Origin of the sequence: Acinetobacter sp. 148, from assembly GCF_031196675.1 — a bacterium.
Classification (GTDB): domain Bacteria; phylum Pseudomonadota; class Gammaproteobacteria; order Pseudomonadales; family Moraxellaceae; genus Acinetobacter; species Acinetobacter baumannii.
The window spans coordinates 13,328-32,875 of sequence record NZ_JAVIMT010000065.1; the positions used below are offsets into that span (position 1 = coordinate 13,328).

Below are 19,548 nucleotides of genomic sequence, written 5' to 3' on the forward strand. Positions count from 1 at the left end.
AACGTTTTCGCCTAGTGTAAAACAAATTGAATTTAAAAAAAGTAAGTCAATGTTGAATAAACGCTTTGTAAGTTTAACTTCTATTATTTAGAGCAACTATATAACCGGACTTTCAAGTGAATGATTATAAAATGAGTATAGATAGATAAAATGAAAAAAAGCGGAAGAATCCGCCTTTTTTTTTGAAGTAGAGAGCTTAAACAACAAATCTCTTTGGCATTTTTAAGTTTTTAATGACGTTATAAATTTGGTCGATTTCTTCACATACAATTAATTTAGCTCGATGCTGAAGAGGAAGGAAGCCTTCTTGTACAGCATGGTCTAATTGAGCAATTAATGCATTATAAAAACCATTTACGTTATATAAAATCATAGGTTTTTGATGCTGATTGAGTTGACCCCAAGTCGCAATTTCCAAAATTTCTTCGAATGTACCTAAACCGCCAGGTAGCGCAATAAAAGCACTCGCGCGCTCTGCCATCATGGCTTTACGCTCATGCATGGTTTCTACTACATGCAACTCGGTCAGTCCTGCATGCGCCACTTCATAATCAAGCATAAATTCAGGAATGACCCCTACAGCTTCTCCACCATGTGCAAGTACACTTTCTGCGACTTGTCCCATTAAACCAATACTGGCACCGCCGTAGACCAAACCAAAACCTTGTTCAGCAATTCCGCTGGCTAACTCAATTGCCTTTTCGCGATAAATCGGGTTATTTCCTGCTCGTGAGCCACAATATAATGCAATAAGAGGTTGTGTTGTTTTTACAGATGTTATTGGTGAATCATTTACTGCCATTGTTAATACGCTATTCATTGCTTTATTTTCACCTTATCACGTTCATATTTCTTGTCTACACTAAGCAAAAAATATGACAACTTTATAAGCAGTTTTATAGGAAAGATTCATGTTTTGTATGGGTTTGGTGAATACATATAATGATCAAATAAAAATGATGAATTTATGTTAAATCTTGCCTATACTGAAAATTCGTTTAACAACATATGAACAAATATGGGTAGTGGTTGTAGTCGCTCCGTTTTTATTTCTTGTCCTAAAAAAACATTATTCCCCCTTTGTCTAGGCATGCCTTTTGCGTTGCCCAATAAAGATAAAATCCACCCAGCACAGGAGCAGGATCAATGATCTTTGAATGGATGTCTGATCCGTCTGCTTGGGTAGGCCTAGCGACATTAATTGTTCTTGAAATCGTACTAGGGATCGATAACCTCGTCTTTATTGCCATTTTGGCTGAAAAGTTGCCACCAGAACAACGTACTAAGGCACGTATAGTGGGTTTAATACTCGCTTTGGGAATGCGTCTTATCCTCTTAGCTTCAATTGCTTGGGTCGTGACACTCACCCAACCACTTTTCCATATTTTTAGCCATCCATTCTCTGGCCGCGATTTGATTTTATTGTTCGGTGGTGTGTTCTTGCTCTTTAAAGGCACTATGGAATTGCATGAGCGGATGGAAGGTAAACAACTTCATAAAGAAGATAATCCTGTTCATGCTGCGTTCTGGATGGTCATCGTTCAGATTGTTGTGCTTGATGCCGTATTCTCATTAGACAGCGTAATTACTGCTGTAGGTATGGTGAAAGAGCTGTCAGTCATGATGGTTGCTGTTGTGATTGCTGTGGGTATTATGCTGTGGGCTTCAAGACCCCTCATGGACTTTGTCAATAAACACCCAACAGTGGTTATTCTATGTCTTGGCTTCTTGATGATGATTGGTTTCTCTTTGGTGGTGGAAGGTTTTGGTTTCCATATTCCGAAGGGTTATTTATATGCTGCGATTGGTTTCTCGATTTTAGTCGAAATGATCAACCAAACCATGCGTCGCAACCAAGAGAAGCTAGTGACTACTACAGATTTACGTTATCGCACAGCTTCTGCGGTTTTACGTATGTTAGGCAGTAAAAATAGCGGTTCTACTTCAGACGCTCAAACGGCTGATAAAGAAGATGTATTGGCAACTCAAGCTTTTGCTGATGAAGTCTTTGATGAAGAAAATGGCGCTTACCATAGTGTGCTTGTACAAGGTGTACTTGGTTTATCTGAACGTCCAGTAAAGTCAGTGATGACACCAAGACCTGAGCTTGAATGGATTGATTTAGACGAAGAACCAGAAGTTTTAAAAGAACGTTTAATGTCGATGACACATTCACGTTTAATTGTTGCTCGTGGTGAACTTGATAATATTGAAGGTATTGCGCTTACACATAAAGTTTTAAATGGCTTTATTGAAACAGGCGTTATTGATTTTCAAAAGCACTTACGTGAGCCAGTTATTGTGCATGAAAATGCTCAAGTGCTTATGGTGATGGAGCAATTACGTCAGGCTCCTTTACAAATGGCGATTGTTCTAAATGAATATGGTTCAATTGAAGGTATTGCCACACCAATTGATATTTTAGAAGCAATTGCGGGTGAGTTCCCTGATGAAGACGAACTAGATGCAGCAGCAGAAAGTTTAGAAGACGGTTCGTTAATACTTGAGGGTTCAACCGATATTCGCCATGTATCGCTTTTACTTGGTCGTGACTTAGTTGATGAAAGTGAACAATATTCTACTTTATCGGGTTATTTGTTATTCCATTTAGGCCGTTTACCTGAAAATGGTGAAACTGTTGAAGCGGATGGTTATCGTTTTGAAGTTGTAACCATGGAAGGCCATAAAATCGAGAAAGTTCATATTGTTTCTATCGAACAGGATGAATCGAAAGATTAAATTGCGTGTCAGATTTAGAAACATCATAAAATAGCTCAACTTTGAGCTATTTTTTATTTGAGAAGTACCAAATGACCCAACAAACTTGTCCATGCGGAAAAGGCAGCTATGCAGAATGTTGTGAACCTTTACATTTAGGCACAGCAAAAGCACTCACGGCAGAGCAGCTTATGCGTTCACGTTATAGTGCATTTGCATTGCAGCAAATTGATTATATTGTGCAAACGACGGCTTTAGGACAGCAAACTGCTCTTGATAAAGAGGCTATTGCGGAATGGAGCAAACAAAATCAATGGTTGGGTTTAGAGGTGGTTAACGCCAACGAAAAATTAGATAAAACCCATGCACAGGTGGAGTTCAAGGCCCATTATCATGATGGTAAAAGCGCTCAAATTCATCATGAAGTTTCACATTTTGTATTTCATCAGCAACAATGGTTTTTCCTTGATCCGACGGTCGATATGCAGGTCACCATGAAACAGCCTTGTATATGTGGTTCAGGAAAAAAATTTAAGCAATGCTGTGCACAATTCCTATAACTTTATCTTAAAATACGCCCACCGTTTGGCCTGAGGGAAAGGGCAATGTTACTCACCGTTATTTATATTATTGCGATTACTGCCGAAGCCATGACTGGTGCATTGTCTGCTGGGCGACGGAGTATGGACTGGTTCGGTGTTGTACTAATTGCCTGTGTGACGGCCTTGGGGGGTGGCTCTGTACGTGATGTACTACTTGGACACTATCCTTTAACGTGGGTAAAACATCCTGAATATTTAGTTTTAACGTGTTGTGCTGCATTTGTTACCATCGTTATTGCTAAATGGATGCGTCATTTACATAACATCTTTTTGGTGCTCGATGCTTTAGGCCTAATTGGGTTTACGATCATTGGTTGTCAGATTGCCTTACAGATGGGACATGGCTTTGTTGTGTCGGCGGTAGCAGGCGTTTTAACAGGAGTTTCGGGTGGTATTTTACGTGACATCTTATGTAACGACGTCCCGTTTGTCTTCCGCCGTGAGCTATATGCGAGTATTTCTTTTGTTGCAGTCATTTGCTATTGGGTCTGTCTAGACTTAGGTTTGAGTTTAGAACTTACCGTTATTTCAACCTTAGTATTCGGTTTTACGCTTCGTTTAATTGCCATTTATTTTGGTTTGGAAATGCCTAAATTTATTTATAAAGATGATGATGCGGAGTCGGCTTCTTCAACCGACGAACATTAATCATGCAGAATTTCATGTGGGCATGATATAACAATTCTATATATGGTCTTGTCCACTTATTCTTTCCAGTAGAGTTAATCCTATGGATCTGGTTTCACGTATACAAAATCTTCCAATTGGCAAATTTCACTACACGCTTTTATGGGTAGTGGGTTTAGGCTGGATGTTTGATGCGATGGATACCGGCATTATCGCTTTTATTATGACAACCCTTGTTAAAGATTGGTCATTAACACCTGCTGAAAGTGGTTGGATTGTCAGTATTGGCTTTGTAGGCATGGCTATAGGTGCAGTTTGTTCTGGTGCCTTGGCAGATCGTTTTGGCCGTAAAACTGTATTTGCGATGACAATGGCAATTTATAGTATTGCGACTGCGTTATGTGCTTTTGCCCCTGATCTAAAGTGGCTATTAATTTTTCGGTTTATTGTTGGGTTGGGGCTAGGTGGTCAATTACCTGTAGCAGTCACGCTGGTCAGTGAATATGTGCCTGCTCATGTTCGTGGAAGATTTATCGTTCTACTTGAAAGTTTTTGGGGATTAGGCTGGCTAGTTGCTGCGCTCATTTCTTATTTTATTATTCCTAAATTTGGTTGGCATATTGCCTTTCTTATAGGCGGTCTTCCACTTATTTATATTTTAGTGATTTGGAAAAAAGTTCCTGAGTCGATACCGTATTTGATTAACCGTGGTCGTATTGAAGAAGCGCATGCACTGGTACAAAAACTAGAAGCCGAAGCATGTGTGCAAATTGTTCACCATATTGAAGTCGTGCCTGTGGCGATGCGACAAAAAGTTTCATTTAAACAGCTCTGGAGTGGTCAATTTGCTCGTAGAAGTTTAATGCTCTGGCTAATCTGGTTTGGCATTGTGTATTCCTATTACGGCATCTTTACGTGGTTGCCGAGTTTATTGGTGAAACAAGGCTATGACATTGTCAAATCATTTGAATATGTATTGCTTATGATTTTGGCGCAGTTACCGGGCTACTTGGCGGCTGCTTGGTTTGTCGAGCGTTTAGGTCGAAAAATTACACTTGCCGCATTTATCGGTTTTTGTGCTTTGTCGGCATATTTCTTTGGACAAGCCGACAGTGTAAATAGCATTATGTTCTGGGGCTGTCTCATGTCATTCTTTAATTTGGGTGCATGGGGAGTGTTATATACCTATACACCAGAACAATATCCGGCCAATATTCGGGCTTTCGGGTCAGGCTGGGCATCGGCAATGGGGCGTATCGGTGGAATTGTCGCGCCAATGGTCGTGACACATATGATGGTTGCTAAAAACGGCTTTAATCACGTTTTTATGATGTTTACTGTGGTTTTACTTGCCGTAGCTTTAGTGATTTTGATATTAGGTGAAGAGACTCAAGGTAAAAGACTAGAGTCGATTGGGCTATAGTTTTTGCCTAACTTTATAGCAAGTAACTAAAAATATAGAGAGATAAGACACAATTTGACGCTCAGGTGACAGAGTCCCCCTTGTGTCTGTAACATAGCCCACTTAGCATAATACACACTTAAAATAACGACTGATTTGGAAGATAAGCTGACTATGACCAGCCTTGCGCATCATGCGACAGAAAACCGCTCTGTAGCCGAATTTACTGAACAGGCTTACTTGAATTATGCCATGTACGTCATTATGGACCGTGCATTGCCGCATATCAGTGATGGCTTAAAGCCCGTACAGCGCCGTATTGTCTATGCTATGAGCGAGCTAGGCTTAAAAAGCAGTGGCAAGCCAAAAAAATCAGCGCGTACAGTGGGTGATGTACTTGGTAAATACCACCCACATGGTGACTCGGCATGTTATGAAGCCATGGTACTCATGGCTCAGCCATTTAGTTACCGCTATCCTTTAATCGAAGGTCAGGGGAACTGGGGTTCACCAGATGACCCTAAATCTTTTGCTGCGATGCGTTATACCGAAGCCAAACTCTCGGCTTATAGTGAATTATTGCTGAGCGAATTAGGTCAGGGCACTAGCGAATGGCAAGATAACTTTGATGGTTCTTTAAAAGAACCGATCACTTTACCTGCACGTGTACCTAATATTCTTCTTAATGGTACGACAGGTATTGCTGTCGGGATGGCAACTGATATCCCGCCACATAATTTGCGTGAAGTTGTAAAAGGCACAATTGCTTTAATCCGTAATCCGCAAACCTCGGACGAAAAATTAGCTGAATATATTCCAGCTCCGGATTTACCAACCAAAGCTGAAATTATTACCCCGCCTGAAGAATTACTCAAAATCCAGACCACTGGTCGTGGTAGTTACCGTATGCGAGCGGTATATACCATTGAGAAAAATGAAATCGTAATTACTGAGCTGCCATATCAAGTCTCTGGTTCTAAGGTAATTACTCAAATTGCTGACCAGATGCAGGCTAAAAAGCTACCATTAGTTGTCGACGTGCGTGATGAATCGGATCATGAAAACCCGACACGACTCGTGATTGTACTGCGCTCTAACCGTATTGATGCGGAAGCAGTGATGAGCCACTTATTTGCGACCACTGATTTAGAATCAAGCTATCGTGTCAATTTAAACATGATTGGCGAAGATGGCCGTCCTCAGGTGAAATCAATTCGTCGTATTTTGCTTGAATGGATCGAGATCCGTAAAAAAACGGTAACTCGTCGTTTACAGTACCATTTAAACCGTATTGAAAAGCGCCTGCATATTTTGGCAGGTCTTTTAATTGCTTATCTCGATATTGATACAGTCATTCGTATTATTCGTGAAGAAGACCAGCCTAAGCCAGTCTTGATGGAACACTTCAATATTGATGAGATACAGGCCGAAGCGATTTTAGAGCTTAAATTACGTCATTTGGCCAAGCTTGAAGAGATGGAAATTCGTCATGAACAAGATGAGCTTTCCGCGAAAGCTGCCATTATTCGTGAACAACTCGAAAATCCTGAATCTTTAAAAAATTTGATTATTGGCGAATTAAAAGAAGACGCGAAGAAGTTCGGTGATGAGCGCCGGTCTCCAATTGTTGCACGTGCTGAAGCGGTTCAAATTAAAGAACAGGATTTAATGCCTGCTGAAACGGTAACAGTCGTTTTGTCTGAAGCAGGCTGGGTTCGTGCGGCAAAAGGTGCGGATGTGGATGCTGAAAATCTGAACTACCGTGCTGGGGACCAATATTTAAGTCATGCTGTCGGGAAAACCAATCAGCGAGTTTACTTCCTTGATGAAACAGGGCGCAGCTATGCCTTGCCAATTAGTAACTTACCTTCAGCGAGAGGCTTGGGGGATCCATTAAGTTCTAAATTATCACCAGCAAGTGGCGTATCGTTTATTCAGGTTTATTTAGATGATGATGAGTCTGAATTGATTGCTGCAAGTTCGGCAGGTTATGGTTTTAAAACGCAAACCAAGCAATTAGATACCAATGCGAAAGCCGGTAAGACATTCTTAACGGTTCCGGATAAGGCAAAGGCTTTACCACTCATTTCTGCCCAAAACATGACGCATTTGGCTGTACTGAGCTCAGCAGGGCGTTTGTTAATTTTAGATTTGGCAGAACTACCAAATTTAAATAAAGGTAAAGGTAATAAGTTGATACAACTTGAAGGCAAAGAGCAAATTTTATCCATGACAACCCTGAACTTAGATGAAATAATTCAGGTGGTTGCAGGTCAACAACATCTCAAATTAAAAGGTGATGATCTACAAAAATACATGGGTAAACGTGCTTCGAAAGGTCAGCTCTTACCACGTGGATATCAAAAAGCAAATAAACTGTTGATTCAGAGATAAAGCTAGCGTCTGGCAACATAAATACGCTATATATGGCAACATGTTCAAGCAATGAACTGAACTTGTTGGTATTGAATAATGATTAAAAGGGCAGCAATTTGGAGTACGTAATTTGTACTCCATGCAAAAAATTTGGCAGGCTTAAATTGTCAAAACTTCTGTCTCATAATCTTGTTCGAAAGTGTCATGAATGTGCCAATAAGTTTTAAATATGTTCTGGCACCAAGAAGCTAAAGAATAGCTGGGGCATTGAATAACAGTTATTACTAAGGATTACGAATCGGAGATAATGGCATTATGGAAAAGATTTGGTTTGCAGAATACCAAAAGACAGGGATTCCAGAAACAGTAGCATTGCCTGCAGAAAATACCTCACTTGTTGATATTTTTGAGCGTAATTTCCAAAAATTTGGTTCTCGTGATGCCTTTATCTTTATGGATAAAGCCATGTCATTTAACGAGTTGGAGCTTGCAAGCCGTAAGTTCGCGACCTATTTGCAAAATTTGGGGTTAGCAAAAGGTACGCGTGTGGCAGTAATGATGCCAAACGTGCTGCAGTATCCTGTAGTGGCATTGGCAGTCTTACGTGCAGGCTTGGTTTTAGTGAATGTTAACCCACTATATACTGCGCGTGAACTTGAGCATCAGTTGAATGACTCAGGTGCAGAAGTGCTCGTTATTATCGAGAACTTTGCAAGTGTTTACCAAAGCATTTTGGGTAAAACTCCAGTGAAGCATGTAGTTGTTGCTTCTGTCGGAGATATGCTAGGTACACTGAAAGGTACTTTGGTGAACTTTGTTTTACGTAAAGTCCGTAAACAAATTCCAGCTTGGAATATTCCTGGGCATGTTAAATTTAACAGTGCATTAAATAAAGAAAATCCAAGCAATTATAAACGTCCGACTTTAACTTTAAGTGATACTGCCGTGCTTCAATATACCGGTGGTACAACGGGTGTTTCAAAAGGTGCTGAGCTGACTCACCGCAATTTGGTTGCCAACCTTTTACAGTGTGATGGTATTTTCCAAAGCAAATTCGGTGCAAATGATGGTGCTAAAGGTGATCGTATTGTTTGTGCATTACCGCTTTACCATATTTTTGCGTTCATGGTTTGTGCGATGTACGGTATGTACAAAGGACAGGCAAATATCTTAATTCCGAACCCGCGTGACTTACCGGCTGTGATTAAGGAATTACGTAAATATCAACCTTCTTTCTTCCCTGCAGTAAATACATTATTTAATGCCTTGGTGAATAATGAAGAGTTCAAGCAACTTGACCATAGCAACTTAAAAATGGCGATGGGCGGTGGTATGGCAGTTCTGCCATCTACAGCAGAAGCTTGGAAGAAAATTACTGGTACAACCATTATTGAAGGTTATGGCTTATCAGAAACTTCACCAGTTGCAACTGCGAATCCACCTGCATCTACTGAATTTAGTGGCACCATTGGTATTCCATTACCGTTAACTGAGGTTGCAATTTTAGATGATGACGGAAAAGAAGTACCTTTGGGTGAACAAGGGGAAATCTCAATTCGTGGTCCTCAAGTAATGAAAGGCTATTGGAATCGTCCAGATGAGACTGCTAAAGTCATGACAGCAGATGGTTTCTTCCGTACCGGTGATATTGGTGTAATGGACAGCCGTGGATACGTCAAAATTGTAGACCGTAAAAAAGATATGATTTTGGTTTCTGGCTTTAACGTTTACCCAAGTGAAATTGAAGAAGTGATTGCTAAACATCCAAAAGTATTAGAAGTTGCTGCAATTGGTGTTCCAGATGAAAAATCAGGTGAAGTGCCAAAACTCTTTATTGTGAAGAAAGATCCAAGCTTAACCACAGAAGAGGTTTTGAACTTTGCTAAAGAAAACTTAACAGGCTATAAACGCCCTCGTTATGTTGAGTTTATGGATGAATTACCAAAATCAAATGTAGGCAAAATTTTACGTAAAGATTTACGTAAGCCTGCGTAATGATGAATAAAAAAGCGCCGTAAGGCGCTTTTTTTATTTTAATGGTTTTTCATAAACCAACGATCTACATAAGGGCGACCAATTCCGACCATACCGACAAAAACTAACATGGTACCGAGTTGTAGACGTAAGTGAGTTACATCAAGTTGACCATAACTGAGGTAATTATCTACAAGACAATATATGGTAATCACAATGAGCCAGTGCCACAAAGGAAGTCTTTTTACACCCACAGCAATAAAGGTCACTGTTAAGATCACGAAGGTACCTAGTGTAGATTGCCAATTAAAATTCGCACAAATTACACTCAATAAAAAAGCGACGATCGGTAATACAATTTTGAATATACGATCTACCTGAAGCTGGTTCTTCTTTTGCTTTTCTAAGACCTCGAACAATTCTTTTTGATCAGGTTGTTGCATACATAGCCCTATAAATCAGTGATGACATGCGGTTGCATAAAATTTCAGGTAAAAACGATGAGTTATGATAGCATGATCAACAGTATTTTCAGTGATGGATGGCACTATGCACGGCATCAGCAGCATTATCTATATTATTTTAGTGGCATGTTTGCTGCCATACGCATTTACCGTGATTGCAAAATTTACCGGTGGTTTTCAGCCCGTCGATAATCAGAACCCAAGAGACTTTCTTGCTAATACAAAGGGTATCGCTGCTCGGGCAAATGCAGTACAACAAAACAGTTTTGAAAGTTTACCTTTATTTTTAACAGCTATTTTGATGGCTGAATATATGGTGGTTCCTGAATACTTTATTTTAAGATTGGGCTGGGCCTATATTATTTTACGCGTGATTTATGGCATTTGTTACTTAAGTAATTGGGCTACTTTACGCTCTATCGTCTGGTTTTTATCATTGTTATGCCCAATATTCTTGTTGATCGTAACAATTAAGTTGACTTGAGTGTCATTCTGTCGCCATTCATATCAACTTTCGCGTGTGCGCATTGTATAATCGGCATCATTTTGATGATATCCACGTTATAATCGAGTGGATTTTACATCTGACTTCATAACGAAAGAGTATTGATATGAGTTACAGCAATATCCCAGCAGGTAAAGATGCACCAAATGACATCTATGTCATCATTGAAATTCCTGCAAATGCAGCGCCAATTAAATATGAAATTGACAAAGATTCTGATGCATTGTTTGTAGACCGTTTTATGGGTACAGCAATGTTCTATCCAGCAAACTACGGTTATGTACCAAATACTTTGTCTGAAGACGGTGACCCATTAGACGTACTTGTTGTAACTCCACATCCTGTTGCTGCCGGTTCTGTAATTCGTTGCCGCCCAGTTGGTAAATTAAACATGGAAGATGACGGTGGTATCGACGCGAAATTAATCGCTGTTCCACACGAAAAATTATCTCCGCTTTACAAAGACGTTCAGGAATATACAGATCTTCCTCCATTGTTGATTAGCCAAGTTGAGCATTTCTTCAGCCACTACAAAGATTTAGAACCTGGAAAATGGGTTAAAATCAGTGGTTGGGAAGGTGCTGATGTTGCTAAAGCGGAAGTATTGAAAGCAATCGAAGCTGCTAAAAAATAATATTTGATGATATGAGCCTAGAGTGTCGCAATTGATATTCTGGGCTTAATAAAAAACCTACATGTGTGACCAGAGGTAGGTTTTTTATACTTGATAGATTTGTGAATTAGAATAATTTCACAGGAATATCTAAGAAAATACGCCATTCATTGGTATCACCGATGTAGGCATTCGTTTGATAAGCATTGCTTGCACGGTAGTATGAGTTACGAATACGAAGGCTTGCATCTTTAGCGAAACCACTTTGAACTGTGTATTTCACTTGGTTAAAGAATTCGCGTTCTTCAGCATCATCAGTTAAACCTTTAACTTTGATGTCCCAACCGTATACAAATGCAGTTGTCCAGTTTAAGCCAGGTAATACGCCTAACTTACCAAAATCGAGGCTATATTGGATTTGTGCTGATTTTTCATCATTACCGATGAAATCAGACAAATAAGAATTTGGCAGATAAATACTTTGACCGCCGTCAGCATTTTCACCATAGTCATAACCGACATTACCACTGTTTTGTTGGTAAGCCACCATGATGTTATGTGGACCAGTATTATAGGCTGTAGAAATTGCCCAAATATTGTTTTTACGGTTAGATAGGTCATCAGTAGTTTGTGAATAAGTAGAAGCACCTTCATCAAACTTAGTGTGATAACCACTGAAATCGTAAGTTAATGAGCTGTCATTCGCCAATGGTTGTTTATAGTTTACATTGAGGTAATGACGTTTAAGTTTATCTTTACTATCTAAACCATAGTAAGATGCATTTAAATTATCATCAAACTTGTATTTAGCACCCCACACAATTGCACGGTCAAGATGACGGCCATCGGTGTTCACTTGGTCAGAATATTGATCTTTAGTGAATTTACCCGCAATCACTTCTAAATCTTTAATTTCATGGCTGGTTAATAAAGTACCCGTGAAATATTCAGGCACTAAACGTGCTGTATTACTTGCAAGAACTGGTAAGTCGAGTACTTGAGTACCGTAACGTACAGTCGTATTCGAGAAACGTGCTTTTACGCTACCGCCACCACGAGCCCAGTGATCATAAGCATCACCAGAGTTTTCTTTACCGTTTAATGTTTCACGTGGAATCATGTTATTGCCAGCGTTTTTATTTGCGCCGATTTTAAATGAACCGTCACCAACAACACCCACACCGAAACCGACAATACCAGGGGTAAAGCCAGATTCAATATTTACGATTGCTGTTTGAGCAAATGAACTGGTGTCATCTACGCCATTTTTTTTGTCACGGCTGATGTAACCTGTACGGAAGAGAATAGAACCGTTCGCATCTTCAACAAATCCTTTTGCCTCACTTTGCTCGCTTGCCTGAGCTGAGGAAATTATTGCCGCAGAAATGAGAACTGCTAATGTAAGTTTTTGTGCTTTTAGCATATTTAAAGAACCTCATAAAAACGATAAATCCTGTGCCTTGTTATTGTTCAGGGCCTAGGATTTCCATCAATTGTATAAGTAATCTATAAAAAAGATATATTTTTGTTCATTTTATTTTATATATGCTATGCAGGATTTGATTAATGTGGTAGGGGATTTTAACTGAATTTATTTTTAAATTTTTATAGTTAATTTATTGTTTAAAATGAAAAAAGTAATTTATTTTTTAGTTGAATTTTACCATTTTTTCTTATGTGAAAATTTTAAAAATACTTGATTTTTGTGTTCAATTTTTACTCTTTTTTGTTTGATATGTTTACTTTTTAATCTCTTCTTAAGCAATTTTCTTGAGCAATTTTTAGTAATCTCACTCTATATTGATACTTTATAACATTTTTGTATCAAAAAATTGTTTAAAACAGAGAAGAAAGCAACGCCAGAAAACCCTTAGACTCTATCGATCAAATTTAGTGCGATAATTTGCATGAAATTTGTGCAATTTATTTTTCATTTATATTTTCGTGCGGAAAAAGCCCAAAATGGTTCATAAATAAAAATAAGGGTTAAATAAAGAGGCTCTGTACTAATAAATTTATGGAGTTTTTATCTCTTTATATAGAAATGAAATAGAGACTTTACGCCCTACCATTCAATACTACCGGTCTCGGCTTGTTTATTTCCGATAAGGTGTTTTCTCATGTTTTCTTTATATTTTACGCAAACAAAATGTTCATACTTTATTGTTATATATAAAAATAATTATTTAGAAGATTTTTATTTTTCGCGTTGTATAAGTTTTTTAGTCTCTAAATTAATGAAGTGTAGCGATACCAAATATGAACTTGGCACAGCAATTGCTAAAGCTTAAGTAACAAAATTTGTTTAAGTCATATAAATCGTGCGTTCATTGTGGGGGAGATCAAAATGATGAAGTTTGCACTTAAAGCAGTAACATTCGGCGTACTCACGGCAGGTTCAACCATGGTTATGGCTGAAGATGCTCCATCTTTTTACGGAATCACCGCAACTGGTAGTGTGGCTGCTACTACAGATTATCGCTTCCGTGGTATTACGCAGTCTTCAAATAATCCAGCTATTCAAGGTGGCTTCACTTTCTCTCATAAGTCAGGTGCTTATGTTGCGCTTTGGGGGTCAAGCGTAGACTTTAATACACCTGGTGTTTCAACTGAAACTGATATCTCGTTAGGTTATACCAACACCTTAAAACTGTCAGACACACTTGCATCGACTTATGATGTTGGTGTGATCCGTTATGGTTATATTGGCTCTGATTCAAAATTCACTAATCCATACAATGGTGACACTGGTTTTGACTTTACCGAGTTTTACGGAAAATTAACGTTTGCAGATTCTTTATTTAAAGGTGATGCCCTTAGTGTCGGCGTGAATTATTCTAACGATTACTGGGGCCACTCTGACGAGTTCTGGTATTTTAACGTGGGTTATTCGGCACCAATTGCAGACACCGGATTTACTGGACTTGCTTCAGTTGGTTATAACAAGCTTAAAAACAAAGATTCTTTACTGGTAGTTGCAGGTGGACCAGGTGAAGATGATAGCTATATTGATTATAAAGTCGGCGTAAACTATAACATCTTGGGTATTGTTGCTGAGCTAGATGTTGTCGGTACAGATATTAGTACTTCTGGCATGACTGATGCTCAGAAAAAACCTTATGACACAGGTTTAGTGTTTAGTTTAACTAAAACATTCTAAGTTGTGGTTTTAAAAAAGCGGGTCAATAAACCCGCTTTTTTATTAGTTTTCTATTTCAGAAAGTAGTTGTTTTAACTGGTTAAGCTCAATATCCGTGGCTTTGGTCAACGGCTTGCGTGGTGCACCCGCAGCGACACCTTTTAGTTGTAAACCAGCTTTAATCGTTTTAGGCAGACCACCATTTACAATAAAGCGTAGTAGAGGAAGTTGCTGATAAAATGACTTCTGGGCCTGTTCCAGTTCACCATTTTTTACATGTTCAATGAGCTGTTGAGGTCCTTGACCTAACAGATTGGGTGCTGCTGTACACCAACCGCTTGCTCCTGCGCATAAAGCTTCTAAAGCTAGAGGGTTACAGCCGTTATAAAACGGAAGTTCACCTTTTGATAGCTCATAAATTTTATGCATGCGCTGAATATCGCCGCTGCTTTCTTTTACCATCATAATATTTGCAATGTTATTAAACATGCGCACGATTAATTCAGGAGACATATCAACACCACTGGTTGCAGGGTTGTTATACACCATAATAGGTAGAGTAGTTTCTTGGGCAATTGCTTGATAATATTCAAAAATCTCTTGGTCTGTTAGCTTCCAATAAGATACAGGGATCACCATAAGTGCATCTGCACCATAGCTTTGCGCGACTTGGGCTTTTTTGATGGCTTGATTAGTCGTGAGTTCTGAAATCCCAATAATGACAGGTACGCGCTTATTAATGCTTTCAATTGAAGTTTTCGCGACTAAGCACCATTCATCCCATTCAAGATAAGCGCTTTCACCTGTACTGCCTAAAGGTGCAATCGCGTCGCAGCCATTTTCAATAAGCAAATCCAGCATTTGTTTTAGAACAGGAAGATTGATGTTATTGTCATCAGAAAAGGGAGTAACAGGGTAGCCAATAATGCCGTTTAATTTCATGGTCGAGGTCTCTTTTTAAATACAGTCAGAATGTTTTTTCAAAGCTTTACGTGCGTAGTAAGCAAAGTTCACTTTGTTGCGTTTATCAGTAGACACCCAATCATGGGCTTCTGCTGCCAAAGCGTGGGGGATAGGCTGGATTTGTCCAGCAGACATGGCTAAAAGTTGCAGTTGAGCTGCGCGTTCAATTAAAAGAGCCAAGTTACAGGCTTCTTCGATAGTTTTTCCTGTGACCAGTTGACCGTGGTGAGACAACAAAACAGCGCGGTTTTTACCCAGAGCAGAAGAAATCAAAATACCTTCTTCGTTGCCTACAGGAACACCCGGCCAATGGCCTACAAATGAGCAATCTTCGTAAAGTGCGCAGACGTCCATTTGGGAAATCATAAGTGGAATCTGTAGCATCGACAGGGCCGCTACATAGGTAGGATGCGTATGGATAATACAGTTCACCTCTGGGTGTTCTTTATAAATCCATGTGTGGAAACGGTTGGCTGGGTTTGCCATGCCTTCTTGATTGATGGGTTCTAAGTCCTGATTCACCTCAAGCAAGTTTGAAGCAGTAATTTCATCAAAACCTAAACCGAAACGTTGAGTAATAAAGGTTTCTTTATTTTCACTACGGCATGTAATTTGACCCGCTAAACCAGCGTCATGCCCATGATCAAATAAAATACGGCAACTCAGTGCAAGCTTTTGACGGTCTGTTAAATCTAAGTCGCTAATCCACTTTTGCATGTCTTGCTGTGCGTGTTGCATCAAGTCGTGTTTGTTTACAGAAGCAGTCTTCATCTCTTCTCCAGTCCAGTTGACCAAATTAAGTAGGTGAAGGCAGAATAAAAAACAACTGGATGGATCAATACATCCAGTTTTTATAAGTTATATGGTCCAGATGGGGCGAATATGCTAAGACCTTGGCAAATACATTTCCGCATTGATGAAAGAGAAGAAAAAACGGTTTTTCTAAAACTAACTAACTTGATTAGTCAGGAAATTTTGAGTGGCCGTTTAGTACAGGGCACTATGCTGCCGGGGTCTCGCAGCCTGTCAAAAGAATTGGGAATTAATCGAAAAACGGTACAAGCAGTTTATGAAGAATTGGAGGCACAAGGTTGGCTTGTGACTCGGCCTCGAAAAGGCACATTTGTGGCAGATGTTTTACCGGAAAAAAAGCCTCATATAGAGCCAAGAGCTGATCGAAAAGTTAGTAATAAACCAATAATTCAACAAGTTGCTCAGCGGCCCCATAACGATGGTGTGCCAGATCCGAGGCTTATTCCCTATGAATTGTTTTCGAGGGCCTATCGGCACGCACTCATTAAAATTACTCAAAACCAGTATATGGGATATGGTGACCCACGCGGTATGGCTGAACTAAGGCAGGCTTTAAAACAAATGTTATCGATGGAACGTTTCATGAATGTTGCCGAAGATGAGATTTGTATTGTACGTGGTAGCCAGATGGGAATTTTTCTTGCCTCTCGAGCATTACCCAATCGGCAGGGTGTCATCGTCGTTGAGGAATTATATTACCCATCTGCTTTTAAAGCATTCCAGTCAAATGGCTTTCAAGTGGTTTCTGTCAAATTAGATGATCAAGGTATTGTTATTGAAGATCTCGAACGGATTTTAAAAGAACACTCGGTTGCAGCAATTTATACAACCCCACATCATCAGTACCCTACAACCGTTACCATGACAATGAGCCGCCGTCTTCAACTCTTAGAACTTTCAAAAAAATGGGGGTTTTACATTATTGAAGATGACTATGACCACGAATTCCACTATGACAGCCGGCCTATGCCACCCTTAGCAAGTTTGCCTCATTCTGAGTTGGTTATTCATGTAGGTTCATTGTCTAAAGTTTTTGCACCCGGTATTCGGTTAGGTTACATCGTGGCAGCTCCAACTATCATTCAAACCATTACTGAAGATATTTTATTGATTGATCGGCAGGGCAATAATATTACGGAACTCGCTTTAGCCGATTTAATGCAACGAGGGGAAATCAAGCGACACATCCGTAAAATGAAAAAGATTTATCAGTTACGTCGAGACCATGCGTTAGCTGAGTTTCAAAGAGTTTTTGCTGAGAGTATTCAGATACAACCGCCCGCGGGTGGAATGGCTTTGTGGGTAAAATTTCAGAAATCATTTACTCAAAATCAGCTCATAAAGCTAAAAGAACTCAACATTGATACAGAGCAGAAGTTTAAACAGAAAGAATATCCTAATTGTAGTATCCGCTTTGGTTTTGCAGCTTTATCAGAGAAAGAAATCACCTCTCTAATTGAGACCTTAAATGAAGCTCTTAATAAAAGAACAGCGGACTTATAATCCGCTGTTTTATTTTAAGAGTGATTACCTCGATAAGAGAGTGCTTCTGTAAGATGAGGACTTTGAATGACCTCACTTTGGGCCAAATCGGCAATAGTACGAGCAACCCGTAAAACACGATGATAAGCACGAGCAGATAAATTTAAACGTTGCTGAGCCATTTCAATCATTCGCTGTGAAGTACTATCGAGAACGGCATGTTGTTCCAGTTGTTTTGGTGAGAGCGCCTGATTCAAACAATCCTGTCTTTGCATTTGTTGTTCATAAGCATAAATCACACGTTGTCGTACAGTGGTAGAATCTTCTGCAGGTGTTGGGTCTTGCAGTTCTTGAGCTTTTAATGGCGGTACATCAATATGTAAATCGATACGATCGAGTAACGGTCCCGATATACGGTTTTGATAGCGCTTAATGCTTTCTGGAGAACACTGACAACGGCTATCTTGATTAAATGCATACCCACATGGACAAGGATTCATTGCTGCAATGAGCTGAAAGTTCGCAGGATAAGTAATTTGCCGAGCCGCACGTGAAATAATGATTTCTTTTGACTCAAGCGGTTGGCGTAAGACTTCTAGAACCTTTCTGTCAAACTCGGGAAGTTCATCTAAAAATAGAACACCTAAATGAGATAAAGTAATTTCACCTGGTTTAGGGTGTGAACCGCCCCCAACCAGTGCAATTGCTGATGCTGTATGGTGGGGCGCGCGAAATGGACGCTGCCCAAAAGTATGTGGTGTATTTGAAATAGAATAAATACTTGCAACTTCAAGAGTTTCTTGAGTAGAAAGTGGCGGTAAAATGGAAGGCAGGCGTGAGGCCAATAAAGTTTTACCTGTGCCTGGTGGTCCTTTAAAGAGCAGGGAATGTCCCCCAGCGGCAGCAATTTCTAGTGCACGCCGTGGGCGTAGCTGACCTTTAACATCTGCAAGATCAAATTTATAGGGCATTTCATTTGAATGGGCACTTGGCTGTGCGTGAGCTAGCTTTTGTGTGCCTAAAAAGTGCTCGCACACCTCTTTTAAATGATTAACCGGATAACACTCAAGATTAGGTAAATGGCTAATATCTTGGCTATTATCGACTGGTAAAACGATTTTATGCTGAGCTTGCTGGCATGCCATTGCTAAAGTTAAGGCGCCTGACACAGGTCTTACATGACCGTCTAGAGCCAACTCTCCAATAAATTCAAAGTCTTCTGTGCAGTTTTCCGGAAGTTGACCAGAGGCAATTAAGATGCCTAAAGCAATTGGTAAATCTAGCCGTGAACCATCTTTGGGCAAATCTGCAGGAGCAAGGTTAATGGTCAGCCGCTTAGTTGGAAATTGAAATCCACTGTTAATAATAGCTGAGCGAACCCTATCCTTACTTTCCCTAACCGCTGCTTCCGCTAAGCCTACAATAGTTAGAGAGGGTAATCCTTGACTCACATGCACCTCAACCTCAATGAGAGGAGCATGTAATCCTAAAAGTCCCCGAGTATAAATTTTAGAAAAAGACATCTTATTGTTCCATTATGGTGCTTCATTTTTAATCGTTGTAAAGTATAAGTGCGCTACGTTGGTGCTTATTTTTTATTCTTTAAAGCTTCTTCTAATAGACTGACTTGTTTTTGTAGCGCTTCTAAACGTTGATTGGCTAAATGAAGGGCTGTTTTTTGTCTTTCGATTTCTTGTTTAGAGACAAGATCTAATTTCTCGACAGTTTCATTTAATAATGCACGTAAGTTTTTTTCTAAATCTTTTTTAGGCTCGTTAATTTGTTCCAAGATGGCCTGTAATAGAGTTTCTAGCATGAGATATCCAAACTGTTGTATTACCTTATGCTCGCCAGTTTAACACTGCTTGAA

At 39.6% G+C, this 19,548-nt stretch carries 18 protein-coding genes; 11 read left to right on the top strand and 7 right to left on the bottom strand.

Going from position 1 to position 19,548, the window contains the following annotated elements; all coding sequences use genetic code 11:
- Positions 1-196 precede the first annotated feature (196 nt).
- Entirely contained in the window at positions 197-820 is a 624-nt protein-coding gene (locus RFX69_RS11380) for a TIGR00730 family Rossman fold protein (protein ID WP_001089658.1), read from the bottom strand.
- A 326-nt stretch (positions 821-1,146) separates the two neighbouring features.
- Here RFX69_RS11380 and RFX69_RS11385 point away from each other — a divergent pair, with 326 nt between their 5' ends.
- From RFX69_RS11385 to RFX69_RS11410, 6 genes are all read left to right on the top strand, one after another.
- Positions 1,147-2,739 (top strand): TerC family protein, encoded by a 1,593-nt coding sequence (locus RFX69_RS11385; protein ID WP_000575778.1) that lies wholly within the window; start codon positions 1,147-1,149, stop codon positions 2,737-2,739.
- 71 nt (positions 2,740-2,810) lie between these two features.
- Positions 2,811-3,278: a YchJ family protein gene (locus tag RFX69_RS11390; RefSeq protein ID WP_000193996.1), complete on the top strand. Its 468-nt coding sequence runs from the start codon at positions 2,811-2,813 to the stop codon at positions 3,276-3,278.
- A 45-nt stretch (positions 3,279-3,323) separates the two neighbouring features.
- Positions 3,324-3,968, top strand: a complete 645-nt coding sequence (locus RFX69_RS11395) for a trimeric intracellular cation channel family protein (protein WP_000927792.1) — start codon at positions 3,324-3,326, stop codon at positions 3,966-3,968.
- A gap of 82 nt (positions 3,969-4,050) precedes the next feature.
- Entirely contained in the window at positions 4,051-5,370 is a 1,320-nt protein-coding gene (locus tag RFX69_RS11400) for an MFS transporter (RefSeq protein ID WP_000366681.1), read from the top strand.
- 153 nt (positions 5,371-5,523) lie between these two features.
- Entirely contained in the window at positions 5,524-7,743 is a 2,220-nt protein-coding gene (gene parC, locus RFX69_RS11405) for a DNA topoisomerase IV subunit A (protein ID WP_000202259.1), read from the top strand.
- A gap of 297 nt (positions 7,744-8,040) precedes the next feature.
- On the top strand, positions 8,041-9,720 hold the full coding sequence (locus RFX69_RS11410; RefSeq protein WP_000411991.1) for a long-chain-fatty-acid--CoA ligase: 1,680 nt from the start codon (positions 8,041-8,043) through the stop codon (positions 9,718-9,720).
- Between the two features lie 38 nt (positions 9,721-9,758).
- Here the strand turns inward: RFX69_RS11410 and RFX69_RS11415 are convergent, their stop codons facing one another.
- A complete protein-coding gene (locus RFX69_RS11415) occupies positions 9,759-10,142 on the bottom strand; it encodes a hypothetical protein (protein ID WP_001187001.1) in 384 nt (127 codons plus the stop codon).
- Positions 10,143-10,248: 106 nt separating this feature from the next.
- Here RFX69_RS11415 and RFX69_RS11420 point away from each other — a divergent pair, with 106 nt between their 5' ends.
- Both RFX69_RS11420 and ppa read left to right on the top strand, forming a co-directional pair.
- A complete protein-coding gene (locus tag RFX69_RS11420; protein WP_000546045.1) occupies positions 10,249-10,647 on the top strand; it encodes an MAPEG family protein in 399 nt (132 codons plus the stop codon).
- 127 nt (positions 10,648-10,774) lie between these two features.
- Positions 10,775-11,302: an inorganic diphosphatase gene (gene ppa, locus RFX69_RS11425; RefSeq protein ID WP_000122443.1), complete on the top strand. Its 528-nt coding sequence runs from the start codon at positions 10,775-10,777 to the stop codon at positions 11,300-11,302.
- A 106-nt stretch (positions 11,303-11,408) separates the two neighbouring features.
- On the opposite strand, the gene RFX69_RS11430 is transcribed toward ppa, so the two are convergent.
- On the bottom strand, positions 11,409-12,704 hold the full coding sequence (locus tag RFX69_RS11430; protein ID WP_000910003.1) for an OprD family outer membrane porin: 1,296 nt from the start codon (positions 12,702-12,704) through the stop codon (positions 11,409-11,411).
- A gap of 697 nt (positions 12,705-13,401) precedes the next feature.
- On the opposite strand from RFX69_RS11430, the gene RFX69_RS11435 reads away from it, so the two are divergent.
- Positions 13,402-13,572 carry a hypothetical protein gene (locus tag RFX69_RS11435; RefSeq protein ID WP_000492276.1) on the top strand — a complete coding sequence of 57 codons (171 nt, stop codon included), beginning with the start codon at positions 13,402-13,404 and terminating at the stop codon, positions 13,570-13,572.
- A gap of 56 nt (positions 13,573-13,628) precedes the next feature.
- A complete protein-coding gene (locus RFX69_RS11440) occupies positions 13,629-14,441 on the top strand; it encodes a TorF family putative porin (RefSeq protein ID WP_289332650.1) in 813 nt (270 codons plus the stop codon).
- A gap of 42 nt (positions 14,442-14,483) precedes the next feature.
- Here RFX69_RS11440 and RFX69_RS11445 read toward each other — a convergent pair whose 3' ends face one another.
- A complete protein-coding gene (locus tag RFX69_RS11445) occupies positions 14,484-15,362 on the bottom strand; it encodes a dihydrodipicolinate synthase family protein (RefSeq protein ID WP_289332651.1) in 879 nt (292 codons plus the stop codon).
- Between the two features lie 15 nt (positions 15,363-15,377).
- Complete coding sequence (locus RFX69_RS11450) at positions 15,378-16,154, bottom strand: aldolase (protein ID WP_000845023.1); 777 nt, start codon at positions 16,152-16,154, stop codon at positions 15,378-15,380.
- Positions 16,155-16,265: 111 nt separating this feature from the next.
- Between RFX69_RS11450 and RFX69_RS11455 the strand changes: the two genes are divergently transcribed.
- Positions 16,266-17,699, top strand: a complete 1,434-nt coding sequence (locus RFX69_RS11455; protein WP_289332652.1) for a PLP-dependent aminotransferase family protein — start codon at positions 16,266-16,268, stop codon at positions 17,697-17,699.
- Positions 17,700-17,713: 14 nt separating this feature from the next.
- Here the strand turns inward: RFX69_RS11455 and RFX69_RS11460 are convergent, their stop codons facing one another.
- Together RFX69_RS11460 and RFX69_RS11465 are read right to left on the bottom strand one after the other, a co-directional pair.
- Complete coding sequence (locus RFX69_RS11460) at positions 17,714-19,201, bottom strand: YifB family Mg chelatase-like AAA ATPase (RefSeq protein WP_000010455.1); 1,488 nt, start codon at positions 19,199-19,201, stop codon at positions 17,714-17,716.
- Positions 19,202-19,266: 65 nt separating this feature from the next.
- Positions 19,267-19,494, bottom strand: coding sequence for an accessory factor UbiK family protein (locus RFX69_RS11465; protein WP_004842764.1), 228 nt, complete (start codon positions 19,492-19,494; stop codon positions 19,267-19,269).
- Between the last annotated feature and the right edge of the window lie 54 nt (positions 19,495-19,548).

Bases quoted from the DNA above. Each gene is read 5' to 3' on its own strand.
- RFX69_RS11380 (WP_001089658.1), bottom strand. From the start codon at position 820: ATGAATAGCGTATTAACAATGGCAGTAAATGATTCACCAATAACATCT.
- RFX69_RS11385 (WP_000575778.1), top strand. From the start codon at position 1,147: ATGATCTTTGAATGGATGTCTGATCCGTCTGCTTGGGTAGGCCTAGCG.
- RFX69_RS11390 (WP_000193996.1), top strand. From the start codon at position 2,811: ATGACCCAACAAACTTGTCCATGCGGAAAAGGCAGCTATGCAGAATGT.
- RFX69_RS11395 (WP_000927792.1), top strand. From the start codon at position 3,324: ATGTTACTCACCGTTATTTATATTATTGCGATTACTGCCGAAGCCATG.
- RFX69_RS11400 (WP_000366681.1), top strand. From the start codon at position 4,051: ATGGATCTGGTTTCACGTATACAAAATCTTCCAATTGGCAAATTTCAC.
- parC (WP_000202259.1), top strand. From the start codon at position 5,524: ATGACCAGCCTTGCGCATCATGCGACAGAAAACCGCTCTGTAGCCGAA.
- RFX69_RS11410 (WP_000411991.1), top strand. From the start codon at position 8,041: ATGGAAAAGATTTGGTTTGCAGAATACCAAAAGACAGGGATTCCAGAA.
- RFX69_RS11415 (WP_001187001.1), bottom strand. From the start codon at position 10,142: ATGCAACAACCTGATCAAAAAGAATTGTTCGAGGTCTTAGAAAAGCAA.
- RFX69_RS11420 (WP_000546045.1), top strand. From the start codon at position 10,249: ATGCACGGCATCAGCAGCATTATCTATATTATTTTAGTGGCATGTTTG.
- ppa (WP_000122443.1), top strand. From the start codon at position 10,775: ATGAGTTACAGCAATATCCCAGCAGGTAAAGATGCACCAAATGACATC.
- RFX69_RS11430 (WP_000910003.1), bottom strand. From the start codon at position 12,704: ATGCTAAAAGCACAAAAACTTACATTAGCAGTTCTCATTTCTGCGGCA.
- RFX69_RS11435 (WP_000492276.1), top strand. From the start codon at position 13,402: ATGTTTTCTTTATATTTTACGCAAACAAAATGTTCATACTTTATTGTT.
- RFX69_RS11440 (WP_289332650.1), top strand. From the start codon at position 13,629: ATGATGAAGTTTGCACTTAAAGCAGTAACATTCGGCGTACTCACGGCA.
- RFX69_RS11445 (WP_289332651.1), bottom strand. From the start codon at position 15,362: ATGAAATTAAACGGCATTATTGGCTACCCTGTTACTCCCTTTTCTGAT.
- RFX69_RS11450 (WP_000845023.1), bottom strand. From the start codon at position 16,154: ATGAAGACTGCTTCTGTAAACAAACACGACTTGATGCAACACGCACAG.
- RFX69_RS11455 (WP_289332652.1), top strand. From the start codon at position 16,266: ATGCTAAGACCTTGGCAAATACATTTCCGCATTGATGAAAGAGAAGAA.
- RFX69_RS11460 (WP_000010455.1), bottom strand. From the start codon at position 19,201: ATGTCTTTTTCTAAAATTTATACTCGGGGACTTTTAGGATTACATGCT.
- RFX69_RS11465 (WP_004842764.1), bottom strand. From the start codon at position 19,494: ATGCTAGAAACTCTATTACAGGCCATCTTGGAACAAATTAACGAGCCT.